Genomic DNA, 16,749 nt, shown 5'->3' with positions numbered 1-16,749 from the left:
TCAACGTTAGTGTTTTGTGTGTTTTCAAGTTGTCTGTATCAGCGACAGCTTCTATAGATTACCACCAGGTACCCACTTTGTCAACACATATTTTGAAATTTTTTCAAAAATTTTTTCAAGAACTTTTCGTTCCCTTACAAACGGCTAAAACGCGTGGTTTATGCATTTTATTTTCTTTCAGAGTTTCCTATTTTTTTTATTCAAATCCAAATTTTTTTATTTAAAATTATAAAAAAAAGAAAACCAAAACGGTTTTCTTTTTCTTCTAAGTGAACCTCATTTTACTCTCATAGCTAAGAGGTTTGTTTTGTCAAATAATTGCAAGATCGGACTGGCATTAACCAGGTCATTATACTTATCACTCATTAATACGGATACAACAAGCAGGATAACCCATGCTGCAGCTATACCCATAACCATCCCGGCGGCAGCTCCACCTATTCTGTCTATCGCATTAAGCAACTTGAACTGTCTTACTGCACCGGTAAATAGATATATAAGAATAAAGAATAATACTCTGCACACAATATAAAATGCAATTGTGACTATTATTCTAACTACAACTCTTGCTGTATATTTGGAAATATACTGAAAGAAATTATCAGCACCTATATCATTATAGATATCTCTATTATTATTTTCCTTTAATGATTTATCCAAAAACTCAGGCATGTCAAGATTATCAATGACTTTAACCTGATCAGCCTTATTAAGCGGACTACTCATTATATATTCCGCAATCACTTCACGCCTCTTGTCGTCTGAAAGATCCTCCTCAGGATATGCCAGACGTTCAGTATCAAAATCAAGAGCGTCTGATATTTTATCAGCCTTCTCTTTAACTTCTCTTCTTATAGTGTTATACATTTTATCATTGATCTTATCATCCAGATTAGAATGTTCTATAACATAATTGCCCAAAACCGGCGCAAGAATATAAACTAATATTACAGATATGATGATTGATACAAGATTAAGAGCAGTACGTATAAGTCCTCTTACCGCACCCATTACTCCAAGCAAAATAATTTCAGCCAAAATTACAACAGTTAAAATATTCATATATTAACCTTTCTCTTCTTTATGTATCTATTTTTCAAACTTTTATTTTTTTCTAACATATATGATTGTACAAATTCACTCCACTTCATGGTGTTGTTCGGTATGTATGGTTCGTCAAAATAATCCTGATTCCGGATATTGTCTGAATTGTCAGATTTGTCTGAATCATCCTACTCAGATTTATCTTTTGAATTGTCAGATTCTTCAGACACACCTCCCTGTGTTGTTTTATTCGTTTCGCCAGTAGTATTTTCTGTATTTTTACCACTTTCCGCCTCAGTATTTTTTGTGTCAGAAGGTTTATCTTCCTTGTCAGACAATTCATCCTTTGACTTGGTAACATTTTTGTCTGACTTCTTTTTATTTGCTGATGCCTTAAGCTTGATGGTATCTGTGTGATCCTCAAATGTAATGATATACTGATGATATCCTGAAGTAGAGATCATATTTCTTATGCGCTGATCGAATGTATAACGGAATCTTGTTCTACCACCTTTTGTGATGATAAGACATTCCTGCCCTCCTGTAAGGATTATTTCTTCATCAGACGCAAAAATATTATCATATTCCATATCTATATCGTAATTGAACATTTTCTTACCATCAAAGTCATATACTTTCATGGTATAACCCTTGTCTTCCTTACGCTGAATAAGTCCTACAAACTTATTACTATAGAAAATACTATTCACTTCTCCTTCTATATTAATGGTAGTTCTAAGAGAAGGAACGTCCCTATTATTATATATGTAGATATGATTATCAGAAAAAGCTGCTACGACATTATTTGTGAGAAATTCAACCTTAGGAACAAGCTCGTCCTTAAGACGGAACCCTCCCATCATTCTGTCAGCATTTGTGTTCTGTCCTACTTCGCCAAAGTTATATGCAGTAAGACTTATACCTGAGTTGATACCTTCTACAAGGAAATAACTTGTAAAAAGTTTCTTACCGTCAGTTGAAATAGAAATATCCACCGGATAACCGCTTTTATCTATGGATGTCTGCATTTCATATACAATGGCACCTGTACTGGTGTACATATTTATATAATTTGTTTTGTCACTTTCCAAAACAACAGCGTACGCACCCTTGTCTGACACTTCTACATCACAGATTTTATACGGCATGGTTTTCTCTCCAACCTGACCGTCAGTATTAAAAACAACAACCTTATTACCACCTTTATCAGCTACAACGGCAAAATTACCTTTTGCTGTCGCTATAGGTGTCTTAAGGTTGGTACCAGCTGTCCAAACAACATCTCCATTTGAGTTGATGTATGAAACACCTTCAGGAGTATATTTTAAAAGATTATCTCCGAACTTAATATAAGAAGCATTTGCCTCGTATACTGTTTTAGCAGTATGAACAACTTCATAGCCTCTGTATCTTCTTATACTGTTAATATATGTAATAAGACAAACCGTGGCTATGGCAATAACTATCGCTGCAAATACAGCTATTTTCTTGATTAATTTATTGCGACGCCTTCTAAGATTCTCTTTTCCAGCCTCCGCACTTCCCCTTACGTGGATGACATTGCTTTTAGGCTTATCTCCACGTTTACGTCTTTCAGCAACTTCATCGCGGATAACTTTGCCCTTTTTGAATCTATCCTCATCCTTCATTTATTAAACCTCTATCCCTTAAACTTAAGATAACCAATAGCTTCCCTGGCTGTATAAGCTCTTCCGCTTTGGATAACCCCAATAAGTTTTTCTATCATTTCAGCAGAGCAATTTTCTTCGCCAAGAACTCTGATATATTTCCCAAGACCATTTTCCGCCGCGTTTAATTCTTCAGAAGATTTTTCAAGTTCTGCCTTGATCAAATCCTTCTGTTTTGCAAGCTCATCCAGTTTTTTCTGTCTCTTCTTCTTAATATCCTTAGTAATCTCGTCCTTGGTTTTCTTATCGAACTCCTTAAGAGCATCCTTCTTTTCGCTCATAAGTCTGTCCATGTTTTTGTCCATGTCTTTAAGCTTTTTATCATATTCAGAAAGATTATACTGACTTTCGTCCTTATCTTTATTGATTGAATCTGTAATCTTATTAACGCTGGACGTATTTTTCTTTATAGCGTCACGATACCTTCGTCCTTTACGAATCGTATCTATATATCTCACCTTAGTATTTATATAAATAATGAAATAAATAACTATACAAAATATAATCCACACAACAGCAAAAATGATGGAATATAAAAGTTTCTTCTCTCGTGCAACACCTGCAAATGTAGTCTTCCAAAGTAATAACACAACAACAGCAGGTACTCCGAGAGCTACTGTAACAAGGAAAAGAAGCTTAGTCATTACTTCACCAAATCCCTTTGGATTAAATAATGTATAATAAAACTTCCCTGAGCAGAATTTCGGTACACCATTACTTTTAAATAAATCCTTTAGCTCATCTTCAAGCGTCTTGTTCTGTGCATGATAATCCTTTGTTGCTTCTGCAACTCTGGCATTAACCTGATCGGATTTATCTTTCTTTCTATTCTTCTCAATTTTCTTAACGTCAGACTTTCGATCATCTATTTTTTTATCAAACGAATCTTCTATGCTGTTTCTCTTCTTTTTAATAGTAGAATTAATCTCGTCAGCTATATCCTTTTCTTCTGCCGCGATATCCTTCTCCATTTTTTTAAGAATATCTTTCTTCTGATCGATAAATTTTCTCAGGTCATCTCTTTTATGGACTGCATCTCTTGCATTTTCAAGAAAACCTAATCCTTCAGTAAAATCATCCATACTGTCAACCTCCTGCACAGGCAAACAAACTTGATTGTCAAGCGCCTTCCAAATTCTGCTTTTATTCCCCACTAAACGGTTGTTACCGGCAATTGTGAAACTGAACTGTTCATATTCTGATTTTCACAACTTAATGAACATATGCATTTATAAATATATAAATAAACATCTCAAGCTCAGCATGTTATATGCTGAGCCGATGTTCTTTGTTACAAGTATTAAAGCGCTTTGTTAACTGCACTTATAAGCGCATAAACCGACGCATCTATTATATCATCCTTTATGCCTGCGCCCCAAATAGTTTTTTCTGCACCGTCAACTTTTATTCCAACATAAGCACAAGCTTTACTGTTTGAACCTACCGAAAGGGCATGTTCTTCGTAATCATCAATATCAAATGATACATCGAAATGTTTCATGATTGCATTTCTTACTGCATCAAGTCTTCCGTTACCCTGACCATGGTAAACTTTCTCTGCATTTTTATTTGCAGCATAGATTGTAAGCTCACACTGAATTCCGTCCTTCTGCTGGAAATGACATTCAATGAATCTGATAGGCTCTTCTATATTTACGTAGTTTGACATAAATACATCATAAACTTCATCCGGCTGAAGTTCCTTGTGGTTCTTATCCGAAACATCTTTAACGGCATAACCAACATCTTCCTTCATTTTCTTTGGAAGATCGTAACCATACTTTGTTTCAAGGATAAATCCGATACCACCCTTACCTGACTGGCTATTGATACGGATAACATCTCCGTCATATGTTCTTCCGACATCTTCCGGATTAAGTGGAAGATAAGGAACTGTCCACATCTGCTCAGGATCATTTTCTCTAAACTTCATTCCCTTAGCGATAGCATCCTGGTGAGAACCTGAGAATGCCGCAAATACAAGCTTACCGCAATATGGCTGTCTTGGACCAACCTCCATATCTGTAAGTCTTTCGTAAATCTCCTGAATTCTTGGAATATCAGAAAAATCAAGACATGGATCAACACCATGTGTGAACATATTCATAGCAACTGTTATAACATCCACATTACCTGTTCTTTCACCATTTCCGAAAAGTGTTCCTTCGATTCTGTCTGCACCAGCAAGAAGTCCGAGCTCTGCATCGGCAACACCGCATCCTCTGTCATTATGAGGATGAAGAGAAAGAACTACATTTTCTCTGTATTTCATATTTGTACTCATGTATTCAATCTGACTTGCATATACATGAGGAAGTGACATTTCAACTGTTGCAGGAAGGTTGATTATAACCTTTCTGTCGGCTGTAGGCTGCCATACATCAAGAACTGCATTACAAACCTCAAGCGCATATTCAGGCTCTGTTCCTGTAAAACTTTCAGGAGAATATTCAAAACGATATTCAGCGCCGTCTTCATCAGCAAGCTTCTTGAGAAGTTCAGCACCTTCTATTGCTATCTTCTTTATCTCTTCTTTTGATTTCTTAAATACCTGAGTACGCTGTGCATAAGATGTCGAATTGTAAAGATGTACAATGACATTCTTTGGATTAGCGCCTCTTACTGCTTCAAATGTTTTCTTGATGATATGTTCTCTGGCCTGTGTAAGCACCTGAATTGTTACATCATCAGGGATAAGATTATCTTCGATAAGTCTTCTGCAGAATTCATACTCTGTTTCACTTGCAGCAGGGAATCCGATCTCAATCTCCTTAAAACCGATTCTTATAAGTTCCTTATAAAACTCAAGCTTTTCATCAAGGTTCATTGGTGTAACAAGTGCCTGATTACCGTCTCTAAGGTCAACGCTGCACCAGATTGGAGCCTTGTCCACATATTCCTTATTTACCCAATTTGTTGACTGAACCGGTGGCATATAATAGCCACGTTTGTAGTGATTGAAATTCTTCATTTTAATTCCTCCTATAATGCTGTAATAAGACCATTGCAATTTGCTTTAAACCTAAGCAAAATTGCTTCACAATGAAACTCTATTACCCGTAAAGTAAAAAAAGCACCTCTAGAAAAATCTAGAGGCGCTGTTAAACGCGGTACCACTCTAATTCGTATAATCAACTGATATATCATGTATCTTATACGCACTCCACGGATACGGATGTAACTCTTATATCCTTCTCTTGTAACGGCGAGACCCCGTCCAAAACTACCTGTATATCAAATATACCATTCATCCGGCTGCTCCAAGGTGAGTTCAGAATCTTTGATCCACTGCCTTACACCAACCGGCAGCTCTCTGCAGGATTGTCAAATCCCTACTATTCCTCTTCATAGCATTTAAAACTATATGCGATGAATTTATCACAGTAAGATTGATATGTCAAGAAGGTTTAAAATCTAAAATTCACATAATAACATTTTTTCACAATAATCTATTAGGAATAATGCACTAAAGAATTCGTCATTTATCACAAATATCAAAATAATGCACGTTAAATCGTCATTTTGCCCTAAAAATCAACACTTCCGGATATAAAAAGCATTGAAAAAAACGTCATAAAATAGTATATTTAAATCGAATTTTGTTATAAATTTCAACAAAAATTGTGGGACTATGAAGATTAACTAAGGAGAATCTAACATGAAACAAAATAAAAAAGAAGGAATTATTCTTACCATCGGTATAATAGCCCTTGTTATAGGAATATTTACCATCATCACTAACTTTAAAGACATATTCAGCGGAAAGCCAAAGAATCTGAATACAATGATCGTAAATGATTATAATATAAGCGATTCTTCTCTGGATGACAAAAATGTTTCCGTTAAATTCAATTCATCACTTGGAGAGTTTTCAAAAGATAAATTCAAATATTTTGGATTCTTCCCACTTGGAAATATGTATTATTACACAATCCAGCTTGAAGATAATTCGGTAATGGGTATCGCAGTTAAGAAAAAAGACATTTCAACACTCAAATCAATTTCCAACCCAAACCTCAATCCTGTAATTGAAAATAATTCTAATATGATTAAGTTCACCGGAAGGATCGTTAATATCACTAACAAAGATTTAAAAGATAAATATGAGAAATTCCTTACTGATAGAAGAATAAAAGATAATCCTGCAAGTACAACAAAGATTCGTTATATCTATCTTGATACAACAGTAAATAATACCTGGGTACGCTGGCTTGCATTTATATCCACCCTTGTAGGCGTTCTTATATTATTTGGTAACTCTATCATTTCATCAGTAAATGACAAAAGCGTTAAGAAGCGTATGAAAGCTTCGGGAAGAGCTCTTAATATTGGAAACAGCACCATCGATAATATCAACGATGTTAATCCGAATAATAAAGTTAAAGAAAGCAAAACCCCTGCTGCACCACCTAAGTTATACAGTGCAGGTGAGAATTATAAGATGATGCACAATAATGATGATGACGATCTTTCAACCGATAAGAAGAAGTCCGAACCTGAAATGACAATCGACGGAAAGATGAAGACATCAGGATATAAACTCATCAAATAATTTCTTCGGTTCAACCGCTGTCATGGCAGAGCTCATGATACATGCGCCGGCAGCCCCGGCACCGATTACTTCGGAGTAATTATCGTTACTGATGCCACCAATGGCATAGACAGGAATATCAACAATCGAAGAAACATTTTTAAGAAAGGAAATTCCTCTTCCGGGAAGCCCCTTCTTACAATCAGTTTCAAATATATGACCTGCGATTATATAGGTGCAGCCAAGACTATAAGCCTTGACTGCATCTTTTTTTGAGTGACATGACGCACCAATATTTGTAAATTTTTTCTTATCGTCCGTTGAAATACTTTCCAAAAGTCCAAGCGGCATATGGAGGCTTCCGATTCCGAGTTTAAGAGCAACATTATAAAAGGAGTGAATTATCAGTTCAACATCATATTTCTCGCAGATTTCTTTCACTTCTTTAGCGATATTATAATATTCCTCTTCTTCCATATCCTTTTCTCTGAGTATTATAGCTTTCGGACCTGCCTTAGCTATATTTTCAATCTGACTTAGAAATGGAACTGTGCATAATTTTCTATTTGTAACACAAATAATATCAGACATATAAATAATCATTCATAACCGGCTGAAGTCCTTCGTCAGTAATGTCATTATACATTGCATCAAGACTTCTGGAATCACAGATTTCAAACTGTTCATCCCCTTCTTCTCCGGTAGAATCCTTTCCGCTGTATTTCGACTCATGATCACCAATACCTGTGGATACTCCTGCCGAAACCTTTGTTGCGGCAATCTTAACAATACCATTTCTGAATTCAGCACTTTCTCTTGAAGAAACTGTGATCCCGACAAATGGAAGGAATATCCTGTATGCGCATATGATCTGACAAAGCTGCTTTTCATGAACATCCAAAGGACTGATCTTATCATTATTAACAATCGGTCTGAGTCTTGGACATGAAAGTGACATCTCTGCATGAGGATATTTTCTCTGCAGATAATATACGTGAAGAGCTGTTGCAAAAGCATCTTTTCTGAAATCAGAAAGTCCGAGAAGCGCTGAGAATGCAACTCCTCTCATCCCACCCATAAGTGCTCTCTCCTGAGCATCAAATCTATATGGCCATACTCTTTTATTTCCCATAAGATGAAGTGTCTCATATTTAACAGTGTCATATGTCTCCTGGAACACAGTTACATAATCGGCACCGCACTCGTGAAGATATTTGTACTCATCAACATTTACAGGATATATCTCAAGTCCTACCAGACGGAAATATTTTCTTGCGAGCTTACATGCTTCGCCGATATATTCAACATCACTCATAGCTCTTGACTCACCGGTAAGAAGAAGTACTTCCTCCATACCACTGTCAGCTATTACCTTCATCTCATGCTCAATCTGTTCCATTGTAAGCTTCATTCTTCTTATCTTGTTATAACAGTTGAAGCCACAATAAACACAGTAATTCTCACAATAATTTGCTATATAAATAGGTGTAAATAAGTAAACAGTGTTTCCGAAATGCTTACTTGTTTCAATCTTTGCACGCTGAGCCATTTTTTCAAGAAATGGTTCCGCTGCCGGCGAAAGAAGCGCTTTAAAATCTTCAATCGAACATGTCTCATGCTCAAGAGCTCTCATTACATCCTTCGCTGTATATTTGGAATGATCGTATGAATTCATCTGTTCAAGAACATTTTTGCAAACATCGGACTCAATCTTCTGCATGCCCGGAAGATATTCCATATGATTTGTTCTTAATGAAGGATCATTCTCAAGTCTATGTTTTCTCTCCAATGCTTCCGGAGAAAGATTATCAGAATCTATCAGATAGTTATTTTCCATTTTCTGCCTCCACCTAATCTCTTAAAAATCCTGTAAGAGGATCAGATGCTGAAGCACCACGAACTAAAACTCTTCCAAGACCCGCAAGATATGCCTTACGACCGGCCTCTATGGCATCACGAAATGCTGAAGCCATAAGTGGAAGGTTTCCTGCTGTTGCAAGTGCTGTGTTAGCCATAACTGCGGCAACACCCATTTCCATAGCCTCACATGCCTGAGATGGACGACCGATACCGGCATCAACTATGATAGGAAGGTCTATCTCATCAACAAGTATCTGTATAAAATCTTTTGTTGCAAGTCCCTTATTTGAGCCAATCGGTGAAGCAAGCGGCATTATAGATGCAGCTCCTGCATTTACAAGATCTCTTGCTGCATTAAGATCCGGATACATGTATGGCATAACTACAAATCCTTCTTTGGCAAGAATTTCCGTTGCCTTAATTGTTTCCTGGTTATCCGGAAGAAGATATTTTGTATCTCTCATGATCTCAATCTTTACAAAATTACCACAACCGAGTTCTCTTGCAAGACGTGCGATTCTGACTGCCTCTTCTGCATTTCTGGCACCGCTTGTATTCGGAAGAAGTGTTACTCCTTCAGGAATATAATCAAGTATACTCTCTTCTTCTTTTGTATTTGCTCTTCGTACTGCAAGTGTTATCATCTCAGCGCCGGCATCCTTTGTTGCAGCTTCAATAAGCTTCATTGAATATTTACCGGATCCAAGAATGAATCTTGAATTAAAACTTTTTCCACCAATTATAAGTTCATCATTTTGCATTTTTATTTCCTCTATTTGATTCAATAATTCTTTACTTTTGGAGCTCCTGTTCTCCAGCAAGAAGTCTGAGAACAATATGAGCCTCGTGTGCTGCACAGACCATGACCCTGGATGATACAAGACCTATGCCGTCATTTACGTCACTTTGAAGATCGCCTGCGAGATAAAATCTTTCCGTAATTCTCTTAGTCTTTATAAGATTCGCATCCGCAAAGCCGGCCATTCCTGACCCTGAAATAATATACTTGTCCGGCATATCCGAAAGCACTGCATTTACCAGCATCGCTTTCGATTCCGCCTTATCAAATGCCTCACATACGATATCCGTATCTTTAAGTATATTCATAAGATTTTCTTCGTCAAGTTTAACCCTATGCTTAACAATCTCTATAAATGGGTTGATCTTACGAAGGTTTTCTTCCAAAGCATCTGTCTTATATTTACCTATCTGGTCGGCATTATATTGCTGGCGATGGAGATTAGTAATATCAACTTTATCAAAGTCGATTATTATAAGTTTTCCGATGCCTGCTCTTGCAAGGCATATCGAAATATTCGACCCTAATCCTCCCAAACCGCATACTGCAACGGTTGCAGATAAAAATGCTCTCTGCCTTTCTTCACCATGCCGTTCAATAAGCGCAGCAATCCATTCTTCTTTGGTAGGTATCGTAATCAACCCCCTCCTACAAATGAGACCACTTCTACGACATCACCGTCGGCAAGTATTTTGTCTGCATAAGATGCTTTAGGAATGATATCGCCGTTAATGTCAACCGCGATACGATTCTTATTGTAATCCGATGTCTCTATGAATTCCAAAAGGCTCTTTCCGGCAATATCCATATCTTCGCCATTTACTCTTACCATTAAAATTCACCTCTTTTCATTATCTAACGTACGAAAAAGGAGTTTCCGATCCGGAAACTCCTCTTTTAGTAAGCAAAACATTTCCCTACGTTGGCATTATCCAAATCAGGTTACCGGTCGAAGTTCGCAACTTCCTCTCAGCCTGTTTACAAGCTCCCGTAAATTTGTCGCCATTATGTTATCTCTACATCCGGCGGTTTAGATAGTCTAAACACTGCACATTATAGCCTTTTATTGAAGATATGTAAATAGATAAAATTATTTATCTATATTATTCATTGTATAGAAATACTATTTTTGATAAAATCTTATAAGCATATATTTTATACGTTGAAAATGCATATCAATTTGAAGGAGGGCCAAAAAATGCCACCTATCACCAACGACTGGGCAGATAAACTTAAAGATGAATATAAAAAAGATTATTATAAAAAGCTATTTTCTTTCATCAGTGAAGAATATAGCAAACATACTGTATATCCGCCCGGAGATGACATTTTCAATGCTTTCCATCTTACTCCGCTTTCAAATCTGAAATGCGTCATTATAGGTCAGGATCCTTATCATGAACCGAATCAGGCACATGGACTGTCATTTTCCGTAAAGCCGGGAGTGGATATTCCGCCATCACTCGCCAATATATATAAGGAACTTGAATCCGACCTCGGATGTTATATCCCGAATAACGGCTATCTTGTTAAATGGGCCGAACAAGGTGTTCTGCTTTTAAATTCCGTTCTTACTGTCCGTGCTCATGAAGCAGCTTCTCATAAAGGAAAGGGCTGGGAAAACTTCACCGATGCTGTCATAAGAATCGTAAATGAAGTTGATCGTCCGATAGTATTCCTGTTATGGGGCGGATTTGCAAGAAGCAAAAAATCTATGCTTAACAATCCAAAACATTTAATACTTGAAGCACCTCATCCTAGTCCGCTTTCCGTATATAGAGGTTTCTACGGATGTAAGCATTTCAGTAAGGCCAATAATTTCCTCATTGAAAATGGACTTACACCTATAGATTGGCAGATAGAAAATATATAAAATTTTGAATCCAGGCATCAGACTAAATCCGTCCGGTGCCTTTCTTTTTTACACAGATCAAAAGTCCCACTGCAGATATCATAAGAAGAATGAAGCACATTCCGATCATTGCAGTATCTCCTGTCTTAGGTTCCTCTGTAACTCTAAATGTTTGTGGAGCATAATTAATATCCGCATGTTTTGCCACAAGATATCCATTCTTATCATAAACTTCTTCAAAGACAACAACGTCATGTCCCTTTAATGATCTCGCATCAAATGAGAAGTCCACAACAACTATACCGTCGCTCTCCTCTGCTGAAAACGTTTTTTCGGAAATAACAGGATTACCATCGATAAGCACTCTTTCGCCAGTGGATTTATCCATTAATACTCCTTTTATCCTATAATCCTCTTTATCCTGAAGGCCCTTAAATGAAACATTATCAAATATGCTGACATTTTCTATAGGCTGAACATCCCTTGATCCATCAAGCGCTTCGACTCTCGTATTTAATTCAGGGAAATAAATACTCTGTCCTTCATCATTTATATCCTCATGTTTTCCGATCAAAAGTTCTTCAGGAAATTTCTTATCTCCTGTACTGTTTTTCCCTGTTATATCTCCTTTATAAAGATATTCAAAGAATACAACGCCTTTACCTGCATAAGTTTCAGCATCAAAATCAACTTCTATATCAATCTCTTTGTCAACAGAATCAGCTTTAAATACAGAACTTTTCTCAGCAAGTATCTCTTCATTTTCTTTATCAATAAGTTTAGTTACAAGAGTATACTCAGTACCTTTAACAAGGCCGCTCATTTTAACTGTATCCGTAAGCACTCTTCCATTTTCAGCAAGAGCATAGTTGGATACTGTATCCTTATCCCAGGCTTTTGTTTTAAGGTCCACGAGCTTTTCATTTGTTCTGTCAAATAAAAGAGCTTCGCCATTCATATCTTTTGTAATCTCAAAATCAAATACAACCTGCCCATTCTTGTAATAGCCTTCCGGAAGAATTTCCTCAACATGATATTTTCCAAGAGGAAATGCACCTGCATCATCGGTTATGCTATTTACATCTTTCTCCTCTGTTCCGTAAATCCATGTTCCTGCTCCGGCTACAGTTTCATTGGTATTTTCAAGATGAGAAGCATAGATTGCCGAACTGCTCCAGTATCCATTTTCATCTGTAACTATCTCTATTTCTTCATCAGAATCTATCTTACTGATCTTGAAATGCACCCCCGGCATCACTTCTCCCGAAGAAAGATTTTTCTTTCTGATAGCAATATCGGCTCTTGCCACCTGATCAAAATATTTTATAGCAGTATCTTCTTTGATCTTTTCTTCACCAATGAAAATTCCTTCTTCTGTATAATTAATTATCACTGTATTGCCTACAAATGATATTTCCGAGCCACCTTCTCCCGCGAATGAAATGGATGCATTTTCGGTTGTATAGCCGTCCGGCGCCTTGATCTCTCTTATAACAATCGTTCCTAAAGAAATGAAATCACGACTGCCAAATGAAGCCTTACCTTCATCATCCGTCATAATATTTTCTATCAGATAAGGTTCGACGCCATCAAGTTCTCCCAGATATCTTATCTCTCGACCATCATTTAAATCATAAAATTCTGCCTGAAATACAGCGCCTTTAAGTGACTTTAACTGAGAACGTGTTCCCTCTTTATCATATTTTTCGATAGTAATATCAACCGGATAAATATAATGATCCACGGACTCAATCAGCACTTCATTTGCAACTGTAATTTCGCCGATTGCTGTTTCTTTATAGCCTCCATCCTGTGTTATGGAAATATGATATGTTTGTCCATCCAGAGTATAACTCCCCTTATTCGGCCCCTTAACCTCACGAACAGTATAATTTCCGAGAGGAACATTTATCTTTTCCGAATAACCGTCTTCACCGATGATCAGTTTCTCACTGAATGAACTATTATGTTCATCCTTTCCTTCAACGAGATATTCAGCACCTTCCGGGCTCGCTCCGCTTATATCAACCGGCATAAGTCTTTTATGAATCCTGATACTTCCTATGTATGGTTTATCTTTTACCTGCACAACCTTCGGTGTGACTGCATCATTATCTGCAGCTTTAAAAACTATCTTCGTATCGGAAATCATATATCCGTTTTCACCGGAATTCTTCTCTTTCCAATAATATTCACTTCCACTATTAAGACCACCTATTACAACTTTCCCGGAAATCTTATCCGCATAAAGTCCTCTATCTTCTCCTGTCTTAGTGATCTTAATGTCGGCAGTTTTTTGGATAATTCCCTTATAGCCACTTTGTGAAAGAGTCACCTCTGCAAGTCGTCTATCACCGGAATCATATAGATCATATTTTATTCCGCTAAAACTGTAATTTGGATTTCCATCTGTAATCTTACTGTCTTCCGAAGTCTTTTCAATAGTTGCAAATGTATGTCTTTTATTGATCCATTCGGCTTCATTTGCATGAGAAAGAGCTTCCGCCTCTGTCTTATAAACCTTTACATTCTTCTGCTCTTTTCCAGCAACAAATCTTTTGTCCGACCAGTTTTCTCTTACAGCTACTGTTGGCTGACTTGCAAATTCTCCAAGATAATATGATGCCTTACCATCTTTACCTGTAGTCATGGCCTTTTTCTTCTCGGAACCATTTATGATAACATCGAAGCTTACACCTTCTACATTTCCTCCAAGATTATCCTTTTTACTAACAGCAATATAATATTTTGTCTTAATAATCTTCTTTTCATTCCATGTAATAAAATCCTGATATGCACCGCTGTCGCCTGCATGAGCACGGTTATTCAAATAATAAATATTGAAGATTACATTTTCAGGAATCGATGATTTAAGCGCCTTATTCATTTCTTCCGAAAAGTCACCCACTCCGTCATTATTTGCTCTGCCTTTTGCTCTAAGATAATGGCATATCACTCTATGCGCAGTTACATAATCATAATTATGGATGGAATAATAAACAACCTTTTTAGTTTCTTCATCATTCCAATCAACTTTATTTATATCAAATTCATACCCATCCAGGCCCGAGTTACTGTCGGCATCGATACAAAACGCATTAAGCCTTGTATTATTCACCTCAAAGAAATAACCGGTATCAAATAAACTATTGTCCGGATTATAATACTGGAAATAATAATACCCATCGAAGTTATGTCCTTTCACATAACTCCATCCGCCGGAATGACCTTCAAGCCATGGATAGTTATCCGCTGCTATGAAGATTATTTCATCCGCATTTTCATCCGATTCATCGTTATTATCCTGATCATTATTATCATTCGCTGAGTTATTTTCTGTTTTACTATTTTCATTCATCCGGTCATTGTCAGCTTTGTTGTTCTCATTTCCCGAGTCATTTTTAGCTTTTAGATTCTTGAGTTCACTTGAATAAACCCTACCGGAATTAAATGCCGCTTCATATCCGCCCTTTGAGATAAGTCCTGAAAATCTTCCTGCAGCTTCTGATGTTGAGGCAGACTCCATATAGTAATCAACAGTGTCTCCGTAATTTGAAATTTCAAGTCTTTTTCCGTCCTTATCGCACGCTCCGATTATTACAGCTTCATCAATACTTCCCGGTATGTAATTTATAACATTTTCTCCATTATTTCCCGCAGCTCCGATTACGATCAAACCATTTTCTTTTGCCTTTCTCACAGTATCTTCAATCAGACGACTGCCTGCCATACTGTAAGCAGACATCGAAAGATTTATGATGGATGTCTTTCTACTTATGGCATATTCTAAAGCCGCATATATATCTGAAACTCTTCCCCTTCCATTCCTGTCCATAGCCTTTACAGATAATACTTTTGCTTCCGGATTTTCTTCTTTGATATATTCAAATATTCTTGTTCCATGTCCGTTGTCATCACCGGCACCGTCCACAAATGATATTTCCCCAACAAGATCATTTGACGCAATACCTGTATCAATAACGGCTATTGTTCCTTCTTCGAAAGTTCCAATCTCATTTTCATCCCACATGCTTCTCAAAATATTTAAAGAGTCGGATTCATCTATCACTTCCGGCTGTTCCTCAGTCACGTTCTCTTCAGTCGTCTCCTCTGTTTTTTCCTCTGCGACAATTTCCTCAGTCACATTTTCTGTCTTTTCCTCTGCGACAATTTCCTCAGTCACATTTTCTGTCTTTTTCTCCGTTACATGCTCTAATTCTGTGACATCCGTCATTTCTCCCGCAACATCTTCCTCTGTCACTTCTTCTGTCACTTCTTCTGTAACGTCTTCTTTATCTCCCTTATTTTCCTCATTTGATACGGATATAAATCCATTTACTTCTACATATTCCGCTTTTTCACAGTAATATGAATAAGCCTCTCTCACTTCATTTTCTGTATCAAATTCAGCAAGATAAACATTCCCATATGATGAAATTACATTTGTATTTTCTGTAAAAATACTCTTATCATCAGTCTTTATAATAAGCTGGCGGAGCGAAAAATCTCCATCCACTTTAATATCCTTTTCAGTATTTACTGCAGCACTCTCCCTATCTGCCGCATTTCTTAATCCTTCAGTCAAACCCACAGCTGATATTTGTGTCATCGTCATTAACAGCATCAACCCCATTGCTGTTACTCTTTTAAATAAATTCATAAGCTTTTCTCCTCATAATCAAAAACTAGGCGGGCCTTTTTATCCCGCGATATCAGCCGTATATTCAATTGTTAATTAGGAAAATATAAAGAATGCATGCGTATAAAAGAGCAGTTCACCGCATGTGTGATTCAGTATAATGATATAGAAAAATCTTTTCAAGGGATTTTCTTCAAAAAACAAAAAATGAGCAAAATGCAACATTTCGAAGCATTTTGCTCATATAAATCTTTTCATTCAACCTGTAAAACTTTATCAGCATTTCCGGAATATTTCCCATTCAGGATTGCAAAACATAATCTATTTTCATCCGGT

12 protein-coding genes, 1 riboswitch and 1 other annotated feature are annotated in these 16,749 nt (G+C 36.9%); of the genes, 2 read left to right on the top strand and 10 right to left on the bottom strand.

From position 1 onward, the window contains the following. Positions 1-276: 276 nt before the first annotated feature. The 4 genes from B5D25_RS04225 to B5D25_RS04210 all read right to left on the bottom strand — a co-directional run bounded on the left by B5D25_RS04225 (position 277) and on the right by B5D25_RS04210 (position 5,703). Positions 277-1,062: a CvpA family protein gene (locus B5D25_RS04225; RefSeq protein WP_078786696.1), complete on the bottom strand. Its 786-nt coding sequence runs from the start codon at positions 1,060-1,062 to the stop codon at positions 277-279. Between the two features lie 170 nt (positions 1,063-1,232). Continuing rightward, positions 1,233-2,693, bottom strand: a complete 1,461-nt coding sequence (locus B5D25_RS04220; RefSeq protein ID WP_078786694.1) for a DUF5711 family protein — start codon at positions 2,691-2,693, stop codon at positions 1,233-1,235. 11 nt (positions 2,694-2,704) lie between these two features. Further along, entirely contained in the window at positions 2,705-3,814 is a 1,110-nt protein-coding gene (locus B5D25_RS04215; RefSeq protein WP_078786692.1) for a G protein-coupled receptor family protein, read from the bottom strand. A 218-nt stretch (positions 3,815-4,032) separates the two neighbouring features. After that, entirely contained in the window at positions 4,033-5,703 is a 1,671-nt protein-coding gene (locus tag B5D25_RS04210; RefSeq protein WP_078786690.1) for a 2-isopropylmalate synthase, read from the bottom strand. 117 nt (positions 5,704-5,820) lie between these two features. Further along, positions 5,821-6,090: a binding site (T-box leader), on the bottom strand. A gap of 300 nt (positions 6,091-6,390) precedes the next feature. On the opposite strand from B5D25_RS04210, the gene B5D25_RS04205 reads away from it, so the two are divergent. Beyond that, positions 6,391-7,284: a DUF6709 family protein gene (locus B5D25_RS04205; RefSeq protein ID WP_078786688.1), complete on the top strand. Its 894-nt coding sequence runs from the start codon at positions 6,391-6,393 to the stop codon at positions 7,282-7,284. On the opposite strand, the gene B5D25_RS04200 is transcribed toward B5D25_RS04205, so the two are convergent. The 5 genes from B5D25_RS04200 to thiS are packed head-to-tail and all read right to left on the bottom strand — an operon-like array spanning position 7,261 to position 10,754. Further along, entirely contained in the window at positions 7,261-7,854 is a 594-nt protein-coding gene (locus B5D25_RS04200) for a thiamine phosphate synthase (protein ID WP_078786713.1), read from the bottom strand. The genes B5D25_RS04205 and B5D25_RS04200 overlap by 24 nt on opposite strands. Then, positions 7,847-9,100, bottom strand: a complete 1,254-nt coding sequence (thiH, locus tag B5D25_RS04195) for a 2-iminoacetate synthase ThiH (RefSeq protein WP_078786686.1) — start codon at positions 9,098-9,100, stop codon at positions 7,847-7,849. The genes B5D25_RS04200 and thiH overlap by 8 nt, the downstream gene beginning before the upstream one ends. Before the next feature lie 13 nt (positions 9,101-9,113). Beyond that, the gene (locus tag B5D25_RS04190) at positions 9,114-9,884 is read right to left on the bottom strand and encodes a thiazole synthase (protein WP_078786684.1); all 771 of its coding nucleotides are present in this window, start codon (positions 9,882-9,884) and stop codon (positions 9,114-9,116) included. Positions 9,885-9,915: 31 nt separating this feature from the next. Beyond that, the gene (gene thiF, locus B5D25_RS04185) at positions 9,916-10,563 is read right to left on the bottom strand and encodes a thiamine biosynthesis protein ThiF (protein WP_341443643.1); all 648 of its coding nucleotides are present in this window, start codon (positions 10,561-10,563) and stop codon (positions 9,916-9,918) included. After that, entirely contained in the window at positions 10,560-10,754 is a 195-nt protein-coding gene (gene thiS, locus B5D25_RS04180) for a sulfur carrier protein ThiS (RefSeq protein ID WP_078786682.1), read from the bottom strand. The genes thiF and thiS overlap by 4 nt, the downstream gene beginning before the upstream one ends. Before the next feature lie 65 nt (positions 10,755-10,819). Next, positions 10,820-10,924, bottom strand: a riboswitch (TPP riboswitch). Positions 10,925-11,120: 196 nt separating this feature from the next. Between thiS and ung the strand changes: the two genes are divergently transcribed. Then, positions 11,121-11,795, top strand: a complete 675-nt coding sequence (gene ung / locus B5D25_RS04175; protein ID WP_078786680.1) for a uracil-DNA glycosylase — start codon at positions 11,121-11,123, stop codon at positions 11,793-11,795. 22 nt (positions 11,796-11,817) lie between these two features. Here ung and B5D25_RS04170 read toward each other — a convergent pair whose 3' ends face one another. After that, a complete protein-coding gene (locus B5D25_RS04170; RefSeq protein WP_078786678.1) occupies positions 11,818-16,434 on the bottom strand; it encodes a VaFE repeat-containing surface-anchored protein in 4,617 nt (1,538 codons plus the stop codon). Positions 16,435-16,749: the final 315 nt, after the last annotated feature.

The sequence above is a fragment of the Eubacterium ruminantium genome (genome assembly GCF_900167085.1).
Taxonomy (GTDB): domain Bacteria; phylum Bacillota; class Clostridia; order Lachnospirales; family Lachnospiraceae; genus Eubacterium_Q; species Eubacterium_Q ruminantium.
The sequence above is the reverse complement of the archived record's forward strand: the minus strand, read 5'-3'. Positions and strand labels throughout refer to the sequence as shown.